This is a genomic window from Isoptericola sp. NPDC019571 (genome assembly GCF_044389385.1).
Classification (GTDB): domain Bacteria; phylum Actinomycetota; class Actinomycetes; order Actinomycetales; family Cellulomonadaceae; genus Isoptericola; species Isoptericola nanjingensis.
Genome location: NZ_JBIRXZ010000009.1, coordinates 187018 through 201498 on the forward strand (window position 1 = coordinate 187018; position 14481 = coordinate 201498).

A 14481-nucleotide genomic window follows, 5' to 3' on the forward strand; every position below is an offset into this window, starting at 1 on the left:
GGGCCGATCTGGCCCCTGATCAGCGCCGACACCTCGCGTCGACAACCTCGCCGGGGCGTGGCTAGGCTCGCAGCGCCGGGACGAACGCGTCCCGTCCCGCCCCGACGGAGGCCTGATGCCCACCACCACTGACACCGGAGCTCCCGGCCCGCTGCGCGGGTCCGACGTCCTGGAGGTGCTCGACGCGCTGGTGGCCGCCGGTCCGGCCGACGACGCCTCGGTCGCCGAGGCGACCGGCCTGCCCCGCGCGACCGCCGCGGACGCTCTCGCGGCGCTCCGGGCGAGCGGCGCGGCCGCGGACGACGGCGCCGCGGGCGCGTTCCGGGTGGACCCGGACACCGCGTTCGGGCTCGGCGTGGACGTCGCCCGGGACCGGGTGCGGGTCGCCCTGGTGGACTCGACCGGCGCCGTCCGGGCGCGTGCGGAGCGGCGGGACGTGCAGCGCACCCCCGTGGCGCGGGCGCGGGCCGCGGCGGTGCTGGCGAACTCCTGCCGGGAGGACGTCGAGGCGCGGCTCTCGCCGGGCCGCCGGGTCGAGGTGAGCCGCGCGGTCGTGGCGTTCCCCGCCGTCGTCGGGGCCGACCGGACCACGGTGCTGCACGTGCCCGGGTACGAGAAGGGCGGGACGGCCCTGCACGACGCCCTGGTGGACGCCCTGGCCTGCCCCGTGACGCTGGACAACGACGTGAACCTGGCCGCGGTGGCGGAGCAGCACCGGGGAGCCGGGCGCGGACGCACGTCCTTCGTGACGGTCTCGTTCGGCGCGGGGTTCGGGGCCGGCATCGTGCTCGACGGCCGGGTGCACCGGGGTGCCGCAGGCATCGCGGGCGAGGTGGCGTTCCTGCCGCAGCCAGGGCACGCCCTGGGGGAGCAGGTGCTGGGCGACGCCGCGATCGCGGCGCTGGCGAAGGACCACGACCTGCCGGAGGACGTCACCGTCCGTGAGCTCCTCGACCGCGCGGAGCAGGGCGACGGGGTCGCGGACGAGGTCGTCGCGGAGCTGGCGCGCCGGGTCGCCGTCATCGTCGCGTCGCTGGCGCTCGTGCTCGACCCGGAGGCCTTCGTCCTGGCCGACGAGGCGGCGCGGCCCGCGATCCACGACCGGGTCGCCAGCTACCTCCGCGACCGCATCGGCGTCCTGCCCGTCCACATCGACGCGTCGCCGCTCGGCGCGGACGGCGCCGTGCTGGGCGCCGCGTGGGCCGCCGGCGAGGCGCTGCGCGCGCGGATCGCCGACGACGTGGCCGACGACGCGGCGGCGGTCGTCGACGGGGCCACCCGGTGAGCGCGGCCGGCGCGCCGCCGTCCGACCTGACCGCCCGCCTCGGGCTCGCCCCCGACGGCCGTGCGATCATCCTCAACGCGGACGACCTGGGCATGTGCCGGGCCGCCAACCGCGCGATCCTGCCGCTGCTCGGCGAGGGGCTCCTGGACTCCTCGACGGTGATGGTGCCGTGCCCGTGGGCGCCGGACGCCCTCGCGGCGGCGGCCGCGGACCCAGGGCTGGACGTGGGCGTGCACCTGGTCCTGACGAGCGAGTGGACCCGCTACCGGTGGCGGCCGCTCACCGGCGTGGGCACGTCGCTGGTGGACGACGCCGGGTACTTCCCCACCGCGGTGGACGTCGTCGAGCGTCACGCGCGGGACGAGGACGTCGCCGCCGAGCTCGCGGCCCAGCTCGACGCCGCGCTCGCCGCGGGCGTCGACGTCAGCCACCTGGACAACCACATGGGCTCGGTCTACGGGCTCGCCACCGGCCGCACGTTCCTGTCGCAGGTGCTGGAGCTCGCGGCGACGCGCGGCCTGCCGTTCCGGCTGCCGCGCTCGCTGGACGGGCTCGCGGCGATGGGCGCCGACCCCGACGCGCCGGGGTCGCAGGCGATCCTCGACGCCGCGACCGCCGCCGCCGACGCGGCCGGCGTCGTCATCCTCGACCGGCTGTGGACGCACCCGTTCGAGCTGGCGGGCGAGGGCACCCCCGACGCGGAGGGGTACGAGGCGGTGAAGGCCGGCTTCCTCGACCTGCTGCGCGGCGTGCAGCCGGGGGTCACGGAGATCTTCCTGCACCCGATGCTGCACGACGACGAGCTGCGCGACGCCGTCGACTACGCAGCGCCCAAGCGCGGCTACGAGGAGCGGCTGCTCCGCGACCCGGACGTGGCCGCCGTGATCGAGGACGAGGGCCTGGTCCGCGTCGGCTGGCGCGACCTGCGCGAGGTGCAGCGGGGCGAGACGGTGCAGCGGGCCGAGCGGTGAGCGACACCGGGACCCGCGCGGGCGTCCTCGCCCGGCTGCGCGACCGGCGTCTCGAGGGGGACCCGACCCGGGCGCAGGCCGTCGCCTACGGCGCGTCCGCGTTCCCGGCGAACCTCATGCTGCAGACGTTCTCCGCGTTCGTCGTCTTCTTCTACGTGGACCACCTGGGCGTGCCCGCCGGCTGGGTCGCGGGCGCGATGGTGGCGCACGGCGTCCTCAACGCCGTCCTCAACCCGGTGGTCGGGGCGGCGTCCGACCGGCGCCGCACGCGCTGGGGCCGCCGCGTCCCGTGGATCGTGCTGGGGATCGTGCCGCTCGTCGTGTCGTTCGCGCTCGTGTGGGCGCCGCCGTCCCTGCCCGCGGCGGGGCTGGTGGTGTGGTTCCTGCTCGTCGTCGCGGTGTTCGACGTCGCCTACGTGGCGGTCGTGCTCAACGTGTCCGCGCTGTTCCCGGAGATCTTCCGGACGACGGCGGAACGGGCGCGCGGCAACGCGCCCCGGCAGCTCTTCGCCCTGGTCGGGATGATCCTCGGCACGGCGGGGGCGCCGCTGCTGTACGACGCGATCGGCTGGGCCGGGATGGGTGTCGCGCTCGCCGTCGTGTGCGCCGCCTTCTTCGCCTGGTCGCTGCTGGGGATGGTGGAGCGCGACGCCGACGACGCCGTGCGGGCCCGCGAGTCCGCCGTCGGGCTGCGCGACCAGCTGCGGTACACGTTCGCCAACCGCGCGTTCGTCACGTACGTGCTCGGGTCGCTGCTGCTGCAGAGCACCACGGCGGTGCTGCTGGCCGGGATCCCGTTCTACGTGAAGTACACCGTGGGCGGCACGGAGGCGGACGCGACGCTGCTGCTGGCGCCGATCTTCGTGGCCGCCATCCCCGCGATCTGGGGCTGGTCGTGGGTGGTGCGCCGGCTCGGGCCGCGCACCACGATGCTCGCCGTCGTCGCCGTGTACGGCCTGGCGACGTGCCTCTACCTGCTGCCGACGACCGTGCTCGGCGCCGCGGTGGCCGGGCTCGCCGTCGGCCTCGGCGTCGCCGGACTCATGCAGGTGCTGGAGGTGGCCCTCGGCCAGGTGATCGACGACGACGAGCGCCGCACCGGCCTGCGCCGCGAGGGCATGTACTTCGGCGCGAACGGCTTCGTGGTGCGCGGGTCCGTCGTGGTGCAGGCGGTGGTCGTGGCCGGCGTGCTGGCCGCGAGCGGGTACGTCGAGGGTGCGGCGACGCAGGTGCCGCAGGTGGCCGCCGGCATCCGTCTGCTCGTCGGCGGGGTGCCGGTGGCGCTCGCCGCCCTGGCCTTCGTCTGCTTCTGGCTCTATCCCCTGCGCTCCGCGGCGCCGGCCGCGCCCGCCCCCGCCGCCACGCCCTGAGCCGGGCCGCCGCGCCGTGCGACGAGCCTGTTCAGGCGCTCGGACATGACCAGGCCCAGCGCCACGAGCACCGCGAGGAACAGGGGGAACACCCAGGCCCCGGCCCACGTCGAGAGCACGCCGAAGGCGGGCGGCGCGAGGGTCGAGCCGGTGTACGCCGCGGCCATCTGGATCCCGATGATCGCCTGCGAGCTGCGCGCGCCGAAGTTGACCGGCGTGGAGTGGATGATCGCGGGGTAGATCGGCGCGCACCCCAGTCCCGCGACCACGAGGCCCGCCAGGGCGGGCACGGGCGTGCCGACGGGCAGGGCGACCAGCAGGACACCGAGGCCGACCACCGCGAAGCCGCCGCGGATCAGCAGCTTGTCGCCGACCCTGTCGGCGAAGAATCCGGCGAGGAACCGCCCGGCGGTGATGCCGAGGAGGAAGAGGGAGGCGAACGCGGCCGCGGTGGCGTCGTCGACCCCGCGGTCGGTGACCAGGTACGTCGACGCCCACAGGATCGCGGTGCTCTCGAGCGCGCAGTAGGCGAAGAACGCGGCCAGGACCAGCAGGACGCCGGGGATCCGCAGTGCCTGTGCGAGCGGGACGTGCGAGCCGCCGGTCGCCGGCTCGCCGTCGCCGGCGTGCTCGGCGCCGGGGGCCGGCCCGACCTTTCTCCAGAGCGGGATGCTGAGGATCAGCACGGCCGTGAGCACCGCCTGCGTGACGCCGACGATGCGGTAGGCGCTGGACCAGCCCAGGCCCGAGGTGATCGCGTAGCTCATGATGAACGGGCTGATCGAGGCGCCCAGGCCCCAGAAGCTGTGCAGCCAGTTCATGTGCCGCGCCGCGAAGTGCAGGGCGACGAAGTTGTTGAGCGCCGCGTCGACCGCGCCCGCCCCCAGACCGTAGGGGACGGCCCAGAGGCAGAGCAGCCAGAACGAGCCCGAGACGGAGAAGCCCACGAGCGCGGCGGCGGTCAGCCCGACGCTCACGGCGGTGACGGCGCCGGCGCCGAACCTCCGGGTCACCCGCTCGGACGCGAGGCTGGAGAGGATCGTGCCGCCCGCGATGATCATGGTGATGATCCCGGCGAAGGCGACGGGGACGCCGAGGTCCTGGTGCATCACGGGCCAGCCCGCACCGACGAGGGAGTCCGGGAGCCCGAGGCTGACGAAGGCGACGTAGATGAGGGCGAGGAGGAGCGAGTACACGGTGGGGCGGGTCGCCTTTCACGGGTGGCTGGCGGGAGACACGGCGAGGTCCATCCTCGCAGTCGTCGCCCGCGTCCGGGTCGAGCCTGCCCCACCCCGGCGGGTGACGGCAGGCTCGACCTGAAGGACGGGTCGGACAGGCGTCAGGACCGGAGCCAGGCGGTCGTGCCGCCGGGCAGCGCGCCGCCGGCGAGGGGCGCGCTGCCCAGCAGCACCTCGCCCTCGGGCAGCGGCACGGCGGCCGCGCCGAAGTTGGTGACGCTGGTCCACCCGTTGGGGCGGCGGAACGCGAGGACGTCCGGCGAGCCCGTCTCGAGCCACTCGAGCTCCTCGGCGGTCTGCAGCTGTCGCCGGAGACGCAGCGCGTCGCGGTAGAGCTCCAGCGTCGAGCCCTCGACGCCGTCCTGGGCGTCGGCGGCGTGCTCGGCGAACCATGCCGGCTGCGGCAGGTGCGCGGGCCCGTCGCCGAAGCCGAGCGACGGCCCGTCGGCGGTCCAGGGCAGCGGCACGCGGCAGCCGTCGCGGCCGACCTCGACCCCCCGGTGGCGGAAGAACGTCGGGTCCTGGCGCTCGCCGTCGGGGATGTCCGCGACCTCGTGCAGGCCGAGCTCCTCGCCCTGGTAGAGGTACGACGAGCCGGGCAGCGCGAGCTCGAGCAGCGTGGCGGCGCGCGCCCTGGCCAGCCCGGCCGCGCGGTCGAGCTGGTCCTCCGGGCCGCCGGCGAGCAGCCAGTCCGTGCCGCCCTTGCGCCGGTCGTCGCCGCGGGGGGCGAGGCCGTAGCGGGTGGCGTGCCGCACCACGTCGTGGTTGGAGAAGACCCAGGTGGTCGACGAGCCCGACGCCGCTGCCAGCTCCAGGTTGGCCGTGATGATGCGGCGGAACTGCGCGGCGTCGAAGTCGGCCTCGAGCAGGTCGAAGTTGAACGCCTGCCCCAGACCGTCCCTGCTGGCGTACCGCGCGCGGCGCTCGGCGGAGCCCACCCACGCCTCCGCGACGGCGGTCCGGGGCGGGTCGTAGGAGTCGAAGACCTCGCGCCACGCGGCGTACACGTCGTGCACGTCGTCGCGGTCGAACAGGGGGTGCTGGCCGTCGCGCGGCAGCGCCTCGAGCTCGTCCTGGGACGGGAGCGGCTCGCCGTCGGCGGGCAGGTCCTTGGTGAGCATGTGCGCCACGTCGATGCGGAACCCGTCGACGCCGCGGTCGGACCAGAAGCGCAGCGTGCGCAGGAAGTCCTCGCGCACCTCCGGGTTGTCCCAGTTGAGGTCCGGCTGCTCGACGGCGAAGTGGTGGAAGTACCACTGCCCGTCGCCCACCGGCTCCCAGGCGGGGCCGCCGAAGGTGGAGGTCCAGTCCGCGGGCGGCAGCTCGCCGTGCTCGCCGAGGCCGTTACGGAAGATGTAGCGGTCGCGGGCGGGCGACCCCTTCGGCGCGGCGAGGGCCTCGGCGAACCACTCGTGCAGGTTCGAGGTGTGGTTGGGGACGATGTCGACGACGACGCGGATCCCCGCGCCGTGCAGCGCGGCGACCATCTCGTCGAAGTCGGCGAGCGTGCCGATCTTCGGGTCGACGTCGCGGTAGTCGGCGACGTCGTAGCCGCCGTCGGCCAGCGCGGAGGGGTAGAACGGGCTGAGCCACACGGCGTCGATCCCGAGGGCGGCCAGGTAGTCCACGCGGGAGGTGACGCCGCGGAGGTTGCCGATGCCGTCGCCGTCGGAGTCCGCGAAGCTGCGGGGGTAGATCTGGTAGACGGCGGCCTGGCGCCACCAGGTGGCGTCGGAGCCCTCGGTGGTGGGGGCGGGGACGTCGAGCAGGTCGCTCATGGGGTGCATGCCCTTCTTCGGTGGTGCGGTCTGGCGGGGGGTCGGGCGGTCAGCCCTTCACAGCCCCCTGGGTGACGCCTTCCATCACCCAGCGCTGCGTGAACAGGTACGCGACGATCGCCGGAGCCATCGCCATGAGGTAGGAGGCGAACGAGACGTTGTAGTTGTTGCTGAACTGGGTCTGGAACAGCTGCTGGCGCACCGGCAGCGTCTGGAGGTCGGGGTCGGAGATGATCAGCGACGGCATCATGAAGTCGTTCCAGGCGTAGAGGAACGCGAAGATGCCGACCGTGGCGCTCATGGGGGCCAGGAGGGGGAAGATCAGCCGCCAGAAGGTCTGCCACGTGGTCGCGCCGTCGATCCGGGCGCTCTCCTCGAGCTCCAGCGGGATCGAGCGGAGGAACGCCGTGAACAGCAGCACGCTGAAGCTCAGCTGGAACATCGTGGCGAGCACGATCACGCCGACCGGGTTGTCGAGGCCGAGGCGTCCGGTGAGCTGGATCTGCGGCAGGGCGACGACCGGGAACGGGATGAACATCGCGCCGAGCAGGTAGAAGAACGACCAGCGGAACAGGCGACGCTCCCAGTTGCGCATGATGGCGAACGACGCGACCGCGGCCAGCAGGATCGTCGCCGCGACCGTGCCCGCCGTCACGAGGACCGACACCGCCAGGCCGACGGGGAACTCGGTGAGCTGCCAGGCCTGGACGAAGCCCTGCACGTCGAACGGGGCCGGCAGCGAGAACGCGTTGCCGTCCACCGCCTGGCCCGTGGTCTTGAACGCCATCGAGACGGTGACGTAGAGGGGCAGCAGCACGGTCACCGAGCACAGCAGGAGGAGCAGGGTGCCGGACCTGCTCCACCGTTCCCGGGACGGCCGCAGCGGGCGCGCGGCGGCGGTGCGCGGCCTGCGCGCGGTCGGTGCGGTGAGCGTGGCCATCAGAGGGAGTTCCTTCCGCGGGTGACCGAGAGCTGGAGGAAGGCGATCAGCACCGTGACGACGAAGAAGATCGTCGCGTTCGCCATCTGGTAGGCGTAGTCGCCGCCGTTGAAGCCGGTGATGATGGTCATGGCGATGCTCCGGGTGGCCGTGCCGGGGCCGCCGTTCGTGAGGCCGACGATGATGTCGTAGGCGTTGAGGAAGTTCTTGAAGCCGAGGATGACGTTGATGACGACGTACCCGGCCATGAGCGGCAGGGTGATTCGCGCGAGCCGCTGCGACCGGGTCGCGCCGTCGATCTCGGCGGCCTCGTACACGTCGCCGGGGATGGCGAGCAGGCCGGCGATGTAGATGAGCAGGGTGCCGGGGACGGCCTGCCAGGCCGTGACGACGACGATCGCGAGCCAGGCCAGGTCCGGGTTGGCGAGCAGGCTCGTCTCCAGGAAGGGGATCCCGACGGCCTGTCCGGCGGCGGGCAGGGAGTTCGAGAACAGGAAGTTGAAGACGTACGCGATGATGATGCCGGAGACGACCATCGGGATGACGAAGACCGCGCGCAGGCCCACCTTCAGCCGGATGCGGGAGGTCAGCCCGACCGCCAGGAGGAACGCCACGACGTTCACCAGCACCACGGTCACGAGCGAGAAGCCGAAGGTGAACAGGTAGCTGCGCAGGATGGCGGGGTCGGTGAACGCGACGGCGTAGTTCGTGAGGCCGACGAAGTCCCAGTCCCCGATGCCGACCGAGTTCGTGAAGCTGAAGAAGATGCCGACGATCGCGGGGACCGGGATCGCCAGGGTGAACAGCACGAGGCTCGGCAGGAGGAAGAGGTAGTAGATCGGCTCGGTCCGCCTGGTGCCGCGCGGAGCAGGCCGCGCGGCGGCCGGAGCGGGCACGGCCGTCGTGGTGAGGAGGGACATGAGCAAGGACTCCTTCGTTCCGCTCGGGCTCTACCGGCGCCGGGCCAGGCGGGCCCAGTCCGTGTCGAGGGTGCGCATCGTGGCGTCGACGTCGGCGCCGAACGCGATCCCCTGGGTGTAGGCCATGACCGGGATCGTCTTGGGCACGAGCACCGAGGCGCCCTGGTAGACCCGCCCCTCGTCGTAGTACTCCGTCATGCCCGCGAGCCGCGGGTCGGAGGGCGGTGGCGCGTCCGTCGTCGGGGTGTAGCCGAGCTGCGACTCGTTGTAGGCCTCGATGATCTCGGGCCGGTACAGGTACTCGAGGAAGTCGCGCGCGGCCTCCTGGTGGCGCGATCCCTCGGGGACGATCGCCGCGAGGTCGACGTTGACGCGCACCTTGAGGTCGGCCGGGTCCTCGGTCATGGGCAGGGGGAACGTGCCGAGGTCGAGGTCGGGAGCGGTCTTGGCGATCTCGCTGAAGGCCCACGGGCCCTGGAGGTACATCGCGGCCTGGCCCTGGGCGAAGGCGAGGTTGCCGTCCCCGTACCCGCGGCTCGCGGCGTCGTCGTTCGTGTACTGCGCGAGCTGGGTCATCTGCTCGAGGGGCCGGCTGAAGTCCTTCTCGAACGAGACGTCCGAGCGTGGGCCGACGTCCGCGCCCTCGGCGTCGAGCCGGTGGAAGAAGTCGAGGGTGTCGACCTGGCCGCCCACGGCGTAGTCGAACCACCCCTGCGCCACGGTCCAGTCGTCCTTGAACGTGCCGTAGAACGGCGTCACCCCCGCGGCCTCGAGCGTGTCCGCCACCCCGAGCAGCTCGCTCCAGGTGTGCGGCACCTCGAGGTCGTGCTCCGCGAAGACCGCCTTGTCGTAGATCACCGAGGCGGCCATCACCGAGTACGGCAGCGCGCTCGTGCGGCCGTCGCAGGTGCCGTACTGGTCCATGAGGGGCTGCAGGTCCGGCCGGATCCGGGCCGCGGCCGCGGTGTCGCCCAGGTCGCTCAGCGTGCAGCGGTCCACGAACCGCGCGACCTCCATGTTGTAGTTCGCGAGCATGAGGTCGGGCGGGTTGCCCCGCACGAAGCTCGCGGACACGACGTCGACCCCCGAGGTGTCGAGCTCCACGCGGACGTCGTCCTGCGACGCGTTGTAGTCGGCCACGACCTGGGTCATGTACGGGATCGCCTCGCGCTTGCTGAAGGTGAAGCGGACGGGCTCGGCGCCGTCGCCGCTGCCGCACCCCGCGAGGAGGCTGCTGACGAGCGCCAGCCCCAGCGCCCCGGAGATCCCGCGCAGCGCACGTCTCGGTTCCTCAGACACCGTCGTCCTTTCGTCGAGAGAGCTCGAACCGGGTAGATTTCCGCACTAAATGTTGTGCCGAAATTAACTCGGTCGAAGCACCATCTCACCCGCCTGCGCCCAGGGTCAACCCCTCCGGCCGAGAAAATCGCGGCCTAGAATCAACCCGCCCGCCGGCTCGCCGCCGGGAGGGGACCACGACGCGAGGCGGAACGATGACGAACGGCCCGGAGGGGGCCACGACTCCCTCGACCCACCTGGTGCGCCGGCTCAACGCCGAGCGCGTGCTCCAGGAGGTCTGGGACGGGGAGCCCGTGACGGCCAGCGACCTCATGGCCGCCACCGGCCTGGCGCGCTCCACCGTCCTGGCGCTGTGCCGGGAGCTCATGGACCGGGGCTGGCTCGTCGCCCTCGACGACGCCCGCGCCGCCGGTGCGTACACCAAGGGCCGCCCCGCGCTGCGCTACGCCTTCCGGCCCGACGCCGCGCTCGTCGTCGGCGTGGACGCCGGGCAGCACCGTGTCTCCGCGGCGGTCGCGGACCTGCACGGTCGGGTGCTCGCCGAAGAGGCCGTGCGGGTGGACCCGGCGAGCGACGCGGACGCGCGCCGGGCGACGGTCCGCGACGCCGTGGACGCCGCGGTGGCGAGATCCGGCCGCGACGGCCGGGCCGTCGTCGCCGCGGTGCTGGGGGTGCCCGCGCCCGTGGGGACGGGCGACGTGCCGGCCGGCGCGCGGAACCCGTTCTGGGCCCTGATGAACCCCGGTCTGGGCGACCTGTTCGCGGCCCGCGGCTGGGACGTCGTCGTCGAGAACGACGCGAACCTCGCGGCGGTCGCGGAGACCGAGCACGGCGACGGCGCCGCGGCCTACGCCGCGCTCCTCGTGGGGGAGCGGATCGGGGCCGGGATCGTGCTGGACGGCGCCCTGCGGCGGGGGCCGCGCGGGGCGATCGGGGAGATGCGGATCCTCGACCTGGTCGTGGGGGTGGGCTCCAGCGACGGCCTGGGCGCGCTGGCGCGGGACGAGGCGGGCCGGCTGCTCGACGCCGGACGGGCCGGGAGCGTGCTCGCGGACGTCCCGCGCCAGCGCCTGGACGCCGAGCACGTCCTGGCGGCGGCGGACGCCGGTGACGCCGTGGCGCGGGAGGTGGCCGACGGGCTCGCCGACCGGCTGGCCCGGGTGTGCGCCGTCCTCTCCGGTCTCCTCGACCTCGACCGCGTGATCGTCACGGGGGCGATGGCGCCCGCGCTGGGGCCGGTCGTGGAGCGCGCCCGCGCGCTGCTCCCCGACCACCTGCACGACCCGGCGGTCGAGGTGGTGCTGTCCGACCTCGGTCCGGACGTCGTGCGGACGGGGGCCGTGCGCCTCGCGGTCGAGCGCGTCCGGTCCCACGCCCTCGACCGCGACCTGCCCGCGGGCGCCTGACCCGGGTCCCGGGGCGTCCGGTCAGCGCGAGCGCAGCAGGGCGATGAACTCGTCCGCCATGGCGAGCTTGCGGGCCAGCCCTGCCCGGCGCTCCTCGGCCGCGGTGCGGTAGCCGTCCAGGCGGGCGCGGGCGTCGCCGGCCCCCGCGTCGTCGAGCGTCCCCGCCTCGAGCGCGTCGGTGATCTCCAGCAGCTCCGCCATCTCCTCGAGCGTGAAGCCCAGGGGCTTCATGCGGCGCACGAGCAGCAGGCGCTCGACGTCGTCCTCGGTGTACAGGCGGAACCCGCCCTCGCTGCGGGCCGACGGCCGCACCAGCCCCACCTCGTCGTAGTGGCGCAGCGTGCGCAGCGACAGCTCGGTGCGGCTCGCGACGGCCCCGATGTGCAGCGTGGCGGCGGGGGAGGGGTCGGTCATGGGGACCAGTCTGACGGATCCGGACGGGGTGGAACCCTACCCTCACGTGAGGGTAGAGTCGGCGCCGCCGCGGACGCCCGTGCCCAGTCCGACCGCGGCCCTCTGGACCTCTCCCCGCGACGCACGCTCCCGCCCCGCCAGGGCGTGCCGTCGGCCGCCCCCGGAACGAACGGAGTCCTCCGCGTGTCGGACGACCTGCGCGCCTCTCTGCCCGACCCGGCCCCCCGCCCCCTCCCGGTGACGCCCCCCGAGGCGACCTCGTCGGGCTCGTTCCGGGCCGCGTTCAGCTCGGGGAGGGCCCTGCGCACCGAGGTCCTCGCGGGCCTCGTCGTGGCCTTCGCGCTCGTCCCCGAGGCGATCGCGTTCTCGATCATCGCGGGCGTGGACCCGCGCATCGGCCTGTTCGCGGCGTTCACGATGGCGGTGACGATCTCGTTCGTCGGCGGCCGGCCGGCGATGATCTCCGCGGCCACCGGCGCGGTCGCGCTGGTCGTCGCGCCCGTCATGCGCGACCACGGCCTCGACTACCTCGTCGCGACCGTGATCCTCGGCGGCATCGTCCAGGTCGTGCTCGGCGTGCTGGGTGTCGCCAGGCTGATGCGGTTCGTCCCGCGCTCGGTGATGACGGGCTTCGTCAACGCGCTCGCGATCCTCATCTTCACGTCCCAGCTGCCGCACCTGTTCGGCGACAAGGTCACGGCCGACAACCGGTGGTGGATCTACGCGCTGGTGGTCGTGGGCCTCGCGATCATCGTGCTGCTGCCGCGCTGGACCAGGGTCGTGCCCGCGCCGCTGGTCGCGATCGTGCTGATCACCGCCGCCGCGCTGCTCGGCGGGCTCGACGTCCCGACCGTCGGCGACGAGGGCGAGCTGCCGCAGTCCCTGCCGACCCTGGTCTTCCCCGACGTGCCGCTGAACCTCGAGACCCTGCGCATCATCGCCCCGTCCGCCCTCGCGATGGCGCTGGTCGGCATCCTCGAGTCGCTCATGACGGCCAAGCTGGTCGACGACATCACCGACACCCACTCGAACAAGACCCGCGAGTCCTGGGGACAGGGCGTCGCGAACATCGTCACCGGCTTCTTCGGCGGCATGGGCGGCTGCGCCATGATCGGCCAGACGATGATCAACGTGAAGGCGTCGGGCGCCCGCACCCGCCTGTCGACGTTCCTCGCCGGGGCCTTCCTGCTGGCGCTCGTCGTCGGGCTCGGCGACGTCGTCGCGACCATCCCGATGGCCGCGCTCGTCGCCGTGATGATCATGGTGTCGGTGGGCACGTTCGACTGGCACTCGGCCCGCCCGTCGACGCTCCGGCGGATGCCGAGGTCGGAGACGGCGGTCATGCTGGCGACCGTCGCCGTCACCGTGGCCACCCACAACCTCGCCTACGGCGTGGGCGTGGGCGTGGTCGTCGCCGCGGTCCTGTTCCTCCAGCGCGTCGCCCACCTGACCACGGTGACCCGCCTGGACGCGTCGGACGCGGACGACGAGCGGGTGTACGCCGTCGACGGCGAGCTGTTCTTCGCGTCGTCGAACGACCTCGTCGACCAGTTCGACTACGCGGGCGACCCGCACCGGGTCGTCGTCGACATGTCGAGGGCGCACGTGTGGGACGCCTCCACGGTCGCCGCCCTCGACGCCGTGCAGCACAAGTTCGCCCAGCACGGGAAGACCGTGGAGTTCCGCGGCCTCGACCCTGACAGCGCGGCGCGTCTCGACCGGCTCGCGGGCCGGCTGGGCGCCGGCCACTGACCTCGGTGCAGGCCCGGAGGCGGCCGGGCGCGCGGTAGGTTCGGGCCATGCCCGCTGCCATGCCCGCTGTCGGAGGACTCGCCACCTCGATCCCCAGCCCCGACCCCGCGTGGGCGGTGCTCGAGCTCGGCCCGTTCTCGGTCCACGTGTACGCGCTGTGCCTGCTCGCCGGGATCGTGCTGGCCACGTGGATCACGCACCGGCGCCTCGTCGCGCGCGGCGCGGGCCCCGAGGTGACGCTCGACATCGTGATGTGGGCCGTGCCGCTGGGCATCGTCGTCGCGCGGATCTACCACGTGCTCACCCACCTGGGCGACTACTCGGACGGCACCGGGACGTGGGGCTACTGGGAGTGGGTGCGCATCTGGGACGGCGGCATCGCCATCTACGGTGCGCTGATCGGCGGGGCGCTCGGCGTGTGGATCGGGTGCCGTCGTGCGGGCCTGCGGTTCTGGTCGTTCGCGGACGCGCTCGCGCCCGGCATGCTCGCGGCCCAGGCGGTGGGCCGGCTCGGCAACTACATGAACCAGGAGCTGTTCGGGGCGCCGACCACGCTGCCCTGGGGCCTGGAGATCGACCACCCGGTGGCGGGCTTCCCGGACGACACCCTGTTCCACCCGCTGTTCCTGTACGAGATGCTCTGGAACCTGCTGGGCGTCGCCGTCCTGCTCCTCGTCGAGCGGGCGGTCCGGCAGCGGGCCGAGGTCCGCGCCGACGCCGTCGGCGAGCCCGGCTACGGGCTGCGCTGGGGCCGGCTGTTCGCCCTGTACCTGGTCTGGTACGGGCTCGGGCGCAGCTGGCTCGAGGCGCTCCGCATCGACCCCACGAGCAACGCGTGGCTCGACATCCCGGCGAACATCTGGACGTCGTTCGTCGCCGTCGCGCTGGGCGTCGCGCTGTTCGTCGTCCGGGGCCGCCAGCACCCGGAGCCCGAGACGTCCGTCTACCTGCCGGGTCGCTCCGCCCCGTCGGAGGCGGCGAACACCGCGGACTCCCCGGACGACGCGGGTCCCGCGGACGCCTCGGGTTCCTCGGACGAGGCCGGCACCCGCTCGGGCGACGCCGGCTGAGCCGACCCGTCGGGCTCGCCGGTCATCCACGACCGCAG

12 protein-coding genes are annotated in these 14481 nt (G+C 73.7%); 6 read left to right on the forward strand and 6 right to left on the reverse strand.

What is annotated here, in order from left to right; all coding sequences use genetic code 11:
• Nucleotides 1-115: 115 nt before the first annotated feature.
• Genes ACH443_RS16460 through ACH443_RS16470 form a run of 3 tightly spaced genes read left to right on the forward strand, consistent with a single transcriptional unit; the run spans nucleotide 116 to nucleotide 3626 of the window.
• A complete protein-coding gene (locus tag ACH443_RS16460) occupies nucleotides 116-1285 on the forward strand; it encodes an ROK family protein (RefSeq protein ID WP_430590909.1) in 1170 nt (389 codons plus the stop codon).
• Nucleotides 1282-2256, forward strand: a complete 975-nt coding sequence (locus ACH443_RS16465; protein ID WP_430590910.1) for a ChbG/HpnK family deacetylase — start codon at nucleotides 1282-1284, stop codon at nucleotides 2254-2256. Before ACH443_RS16460 ends, ACH443_RS16465 begins: the two co-directional genes overlap by 4 nt.
• Complete coding sequence (locus ACH443_RS16470) at nucleotides 2253-3626, forward strand: MFS transporter (RefSeq protein ID WP_430590911.1); 1374 nt, start codon at nucleotides 2253-2255, stop codon at nucleotides 3624-3626. Before ACH443_RS16465 ends, ACH443_RS16470 begins: the two co-directional genes overlap by 4 nt.
• Here the strand turns inward: ACH443_RS16470 and ACH443_RS16475 are convergent.
• The 5 genes from ACH443_RS16475 to ACH443_RS16495 all read right to left on the reverse strand — a co-directional run bounded on the left by ACH443_RS16475 (nucleotide 3572) and on the right by ACH443_RS16495 (nucleotide 9801).
• Nucleotides 3572-4822 (reverse strand): sugar MFS transporter, encoded by a 1251-nt coding sequence (locus tag ACH443_RS16475; RefSeq protein WP_430557681.1) that lies wholly within the window; start codon nucleotides 4820-4822, stop codon nucleotides 3572-3574. The genes ACH443_RS16470 and ACH443_RS16475 overlap by 55 nt on opposite strands.
• A gap of 143 nt (nucleotides 4823-4965) precedes the next feature.
• A complete protein-coding gene (locus tag ACH443_RS16480) occupies nucleotides 4966-6642 on the reverse strand; it encodes an alpha-amylase family glycosyl hydrolase (RefSeq protein ID WP_430590912.1) in 1677 nt (558 codons plus the stop codon).
• 49 nt (nucleotides 6643-6691) lie between these two features.
• On the reverse strand, nucleotides 6692-7582 hold the full coding sequence (locus tag ACH443_RS16485) for a carbohydrate ABC transporter permease (protein ID WP_429763187.1): 891 nt from the start codon (nucleotides 7580-7582) through the stop codon (nucleotides 6692-6694).
• Nucleotides 7582-8502 carry a carbohydrate ABC transporter permease gene (locus ACH443_RS16490; RefSeq protein ID WP_430557679.1) on the reverse strand — a complete coding sequence of 307 codons (921 nt, stop codon included), beginning with the start codon at nucleotides 8500-8502 and terminating at the stop codon, nucleotides 7582-7584. The genes ACH443_RS16485 and ACH443_RS16490 overlap by 1 nt, the downstream gene beginning before the upstream one ends.
• A 30-nt stretch (nucleotides 8503-8532) precedes the next feature.
• Nucleotides 8533-9801 carry an ABC transporter substrate-binding protein gene (locus tag ACH443_RS16495; protein ID WP_430590913.1) on the reverse strand — a complete coding sequence of 423 codons (1269 nt, stop codon included), beginning with the start codon at nucleotides 9799-9801 and terminating at the stop codon, nucleotides 8533-8535.
• A gap of 194 nt (nucleotides 9802-9995) precedes the next feature.
• Here ACH443_RS16495 and ACH443_RS16500 point away from each other — a divergent pair, with 194 nt between their 5' ends.
• Nucleotides 9996-11207 (forward strand): ROK family transcriptional regulator, encoded by a 1212-nt coding sequence (locus ACH443_RS16500; protein WP_429763190.1) that lies wholly within the window; start codon nucleotides 9996-9998, stop codon nucleotides 11205-11207.
• Nucleotides 11208-11228: 21 nt separating this feature from the next.
• Here ACH443_RS16500 and ACH443_RS16505 read toward each other — a convergent pair whose 3' ends face one another.
• On the reverse strand, nucleotides 11229-11621 hold the full coding sequence (locus tag ACH443_RS16505) for a MerR family transcriptional regulator (RefSeq protein WP_430590914.1): 393 nt from the start codon (nucleotides 11619-11621) through the stop codon (nucleotides 11229-11231).
• 183 nt (nucleotides 11622-11804) lie between these two features.
• Between ACH443_RS16505 and ACH443_RS16510 the strand changes: the two genes are divergently transcribed.
• Entirely contained in the window at nucleotides 11805-13373 is a 1569-nt protein-coding gene (locus tag ACH443_RS16510) for a SulP family inorganic anion transporter (protein ID WP_430590915.1), read from the forward strand.
• 47 nt (nucleotides 13374-13420) lie between these two features.
• Complete coding sequence (gene lgt / locus ACH443_RS16515) at nucleotides 13421-14443, forward strand: prolipoprotein diacylglyceryl transferase (RefSeq protein ID WP_430557675.1); 1023 nt, start codon at nucleotides 13421-13423, stop codon at nucleotides 14441-14443.
• The last annotated feature ends 38 nt before the right edge of the window (nucleotides 14444-14481 follow it).

Excerpts from the sequence above, each read along its gene's own strand:
- ACH443_RS16485 (WP_429763187.1), bottom strand. The coding sequence starts at position 7,582 with ATGGCCACGCTCACCGCACCGACCGCGCGCAGGCCGCGCACCGCCGCC.
- ACH443_RS16460 (WP_430590909.1), top strand. The coding sequence starts at position 116 with ATGCCCACCACCACTGACACCGGAGCTCCCGGCCCGCTGCGCGGGTCC.
- ACH443_RS16505 (WP_430590914.1), bottom strand. The coding sequence starts at position 11,621 with ATGACCGACCCCTCCCCCGCCGCCACGCTGCACATCGGGGCCGTCGCG.
- lgt (WP_430557675.1), top strand. The coding sequence starts at position 13,421 with ATGCCCGCTGCCATGCCCGCTGTCGGAGGACTCGCCACCTCGATCCCC.
- ACH443_RS16480 (WP_430590912.1), bottom strand. The coding sequence starts at position 6,642 with ATGAGCGACCTGCTCGACGTCCCCGCCCCCACCACCGAGGGCTCCGAC.
- ACH443_RS16500 (WP_429763190.1), top strand. The coding sequence starts at position 9,996 with ATGACGAACGGCCCGGAGGGGGCCACGACTCCCTCGACCCACCTGGTG.
- ACH443_RS16490 (WP_430557679.1), bottom strand. The coding sequence starts at position 8,502 with ATGTCCCTCCTCACCACGACGGCCGTGCCCGCTCCGGCCGCCGCGCGG.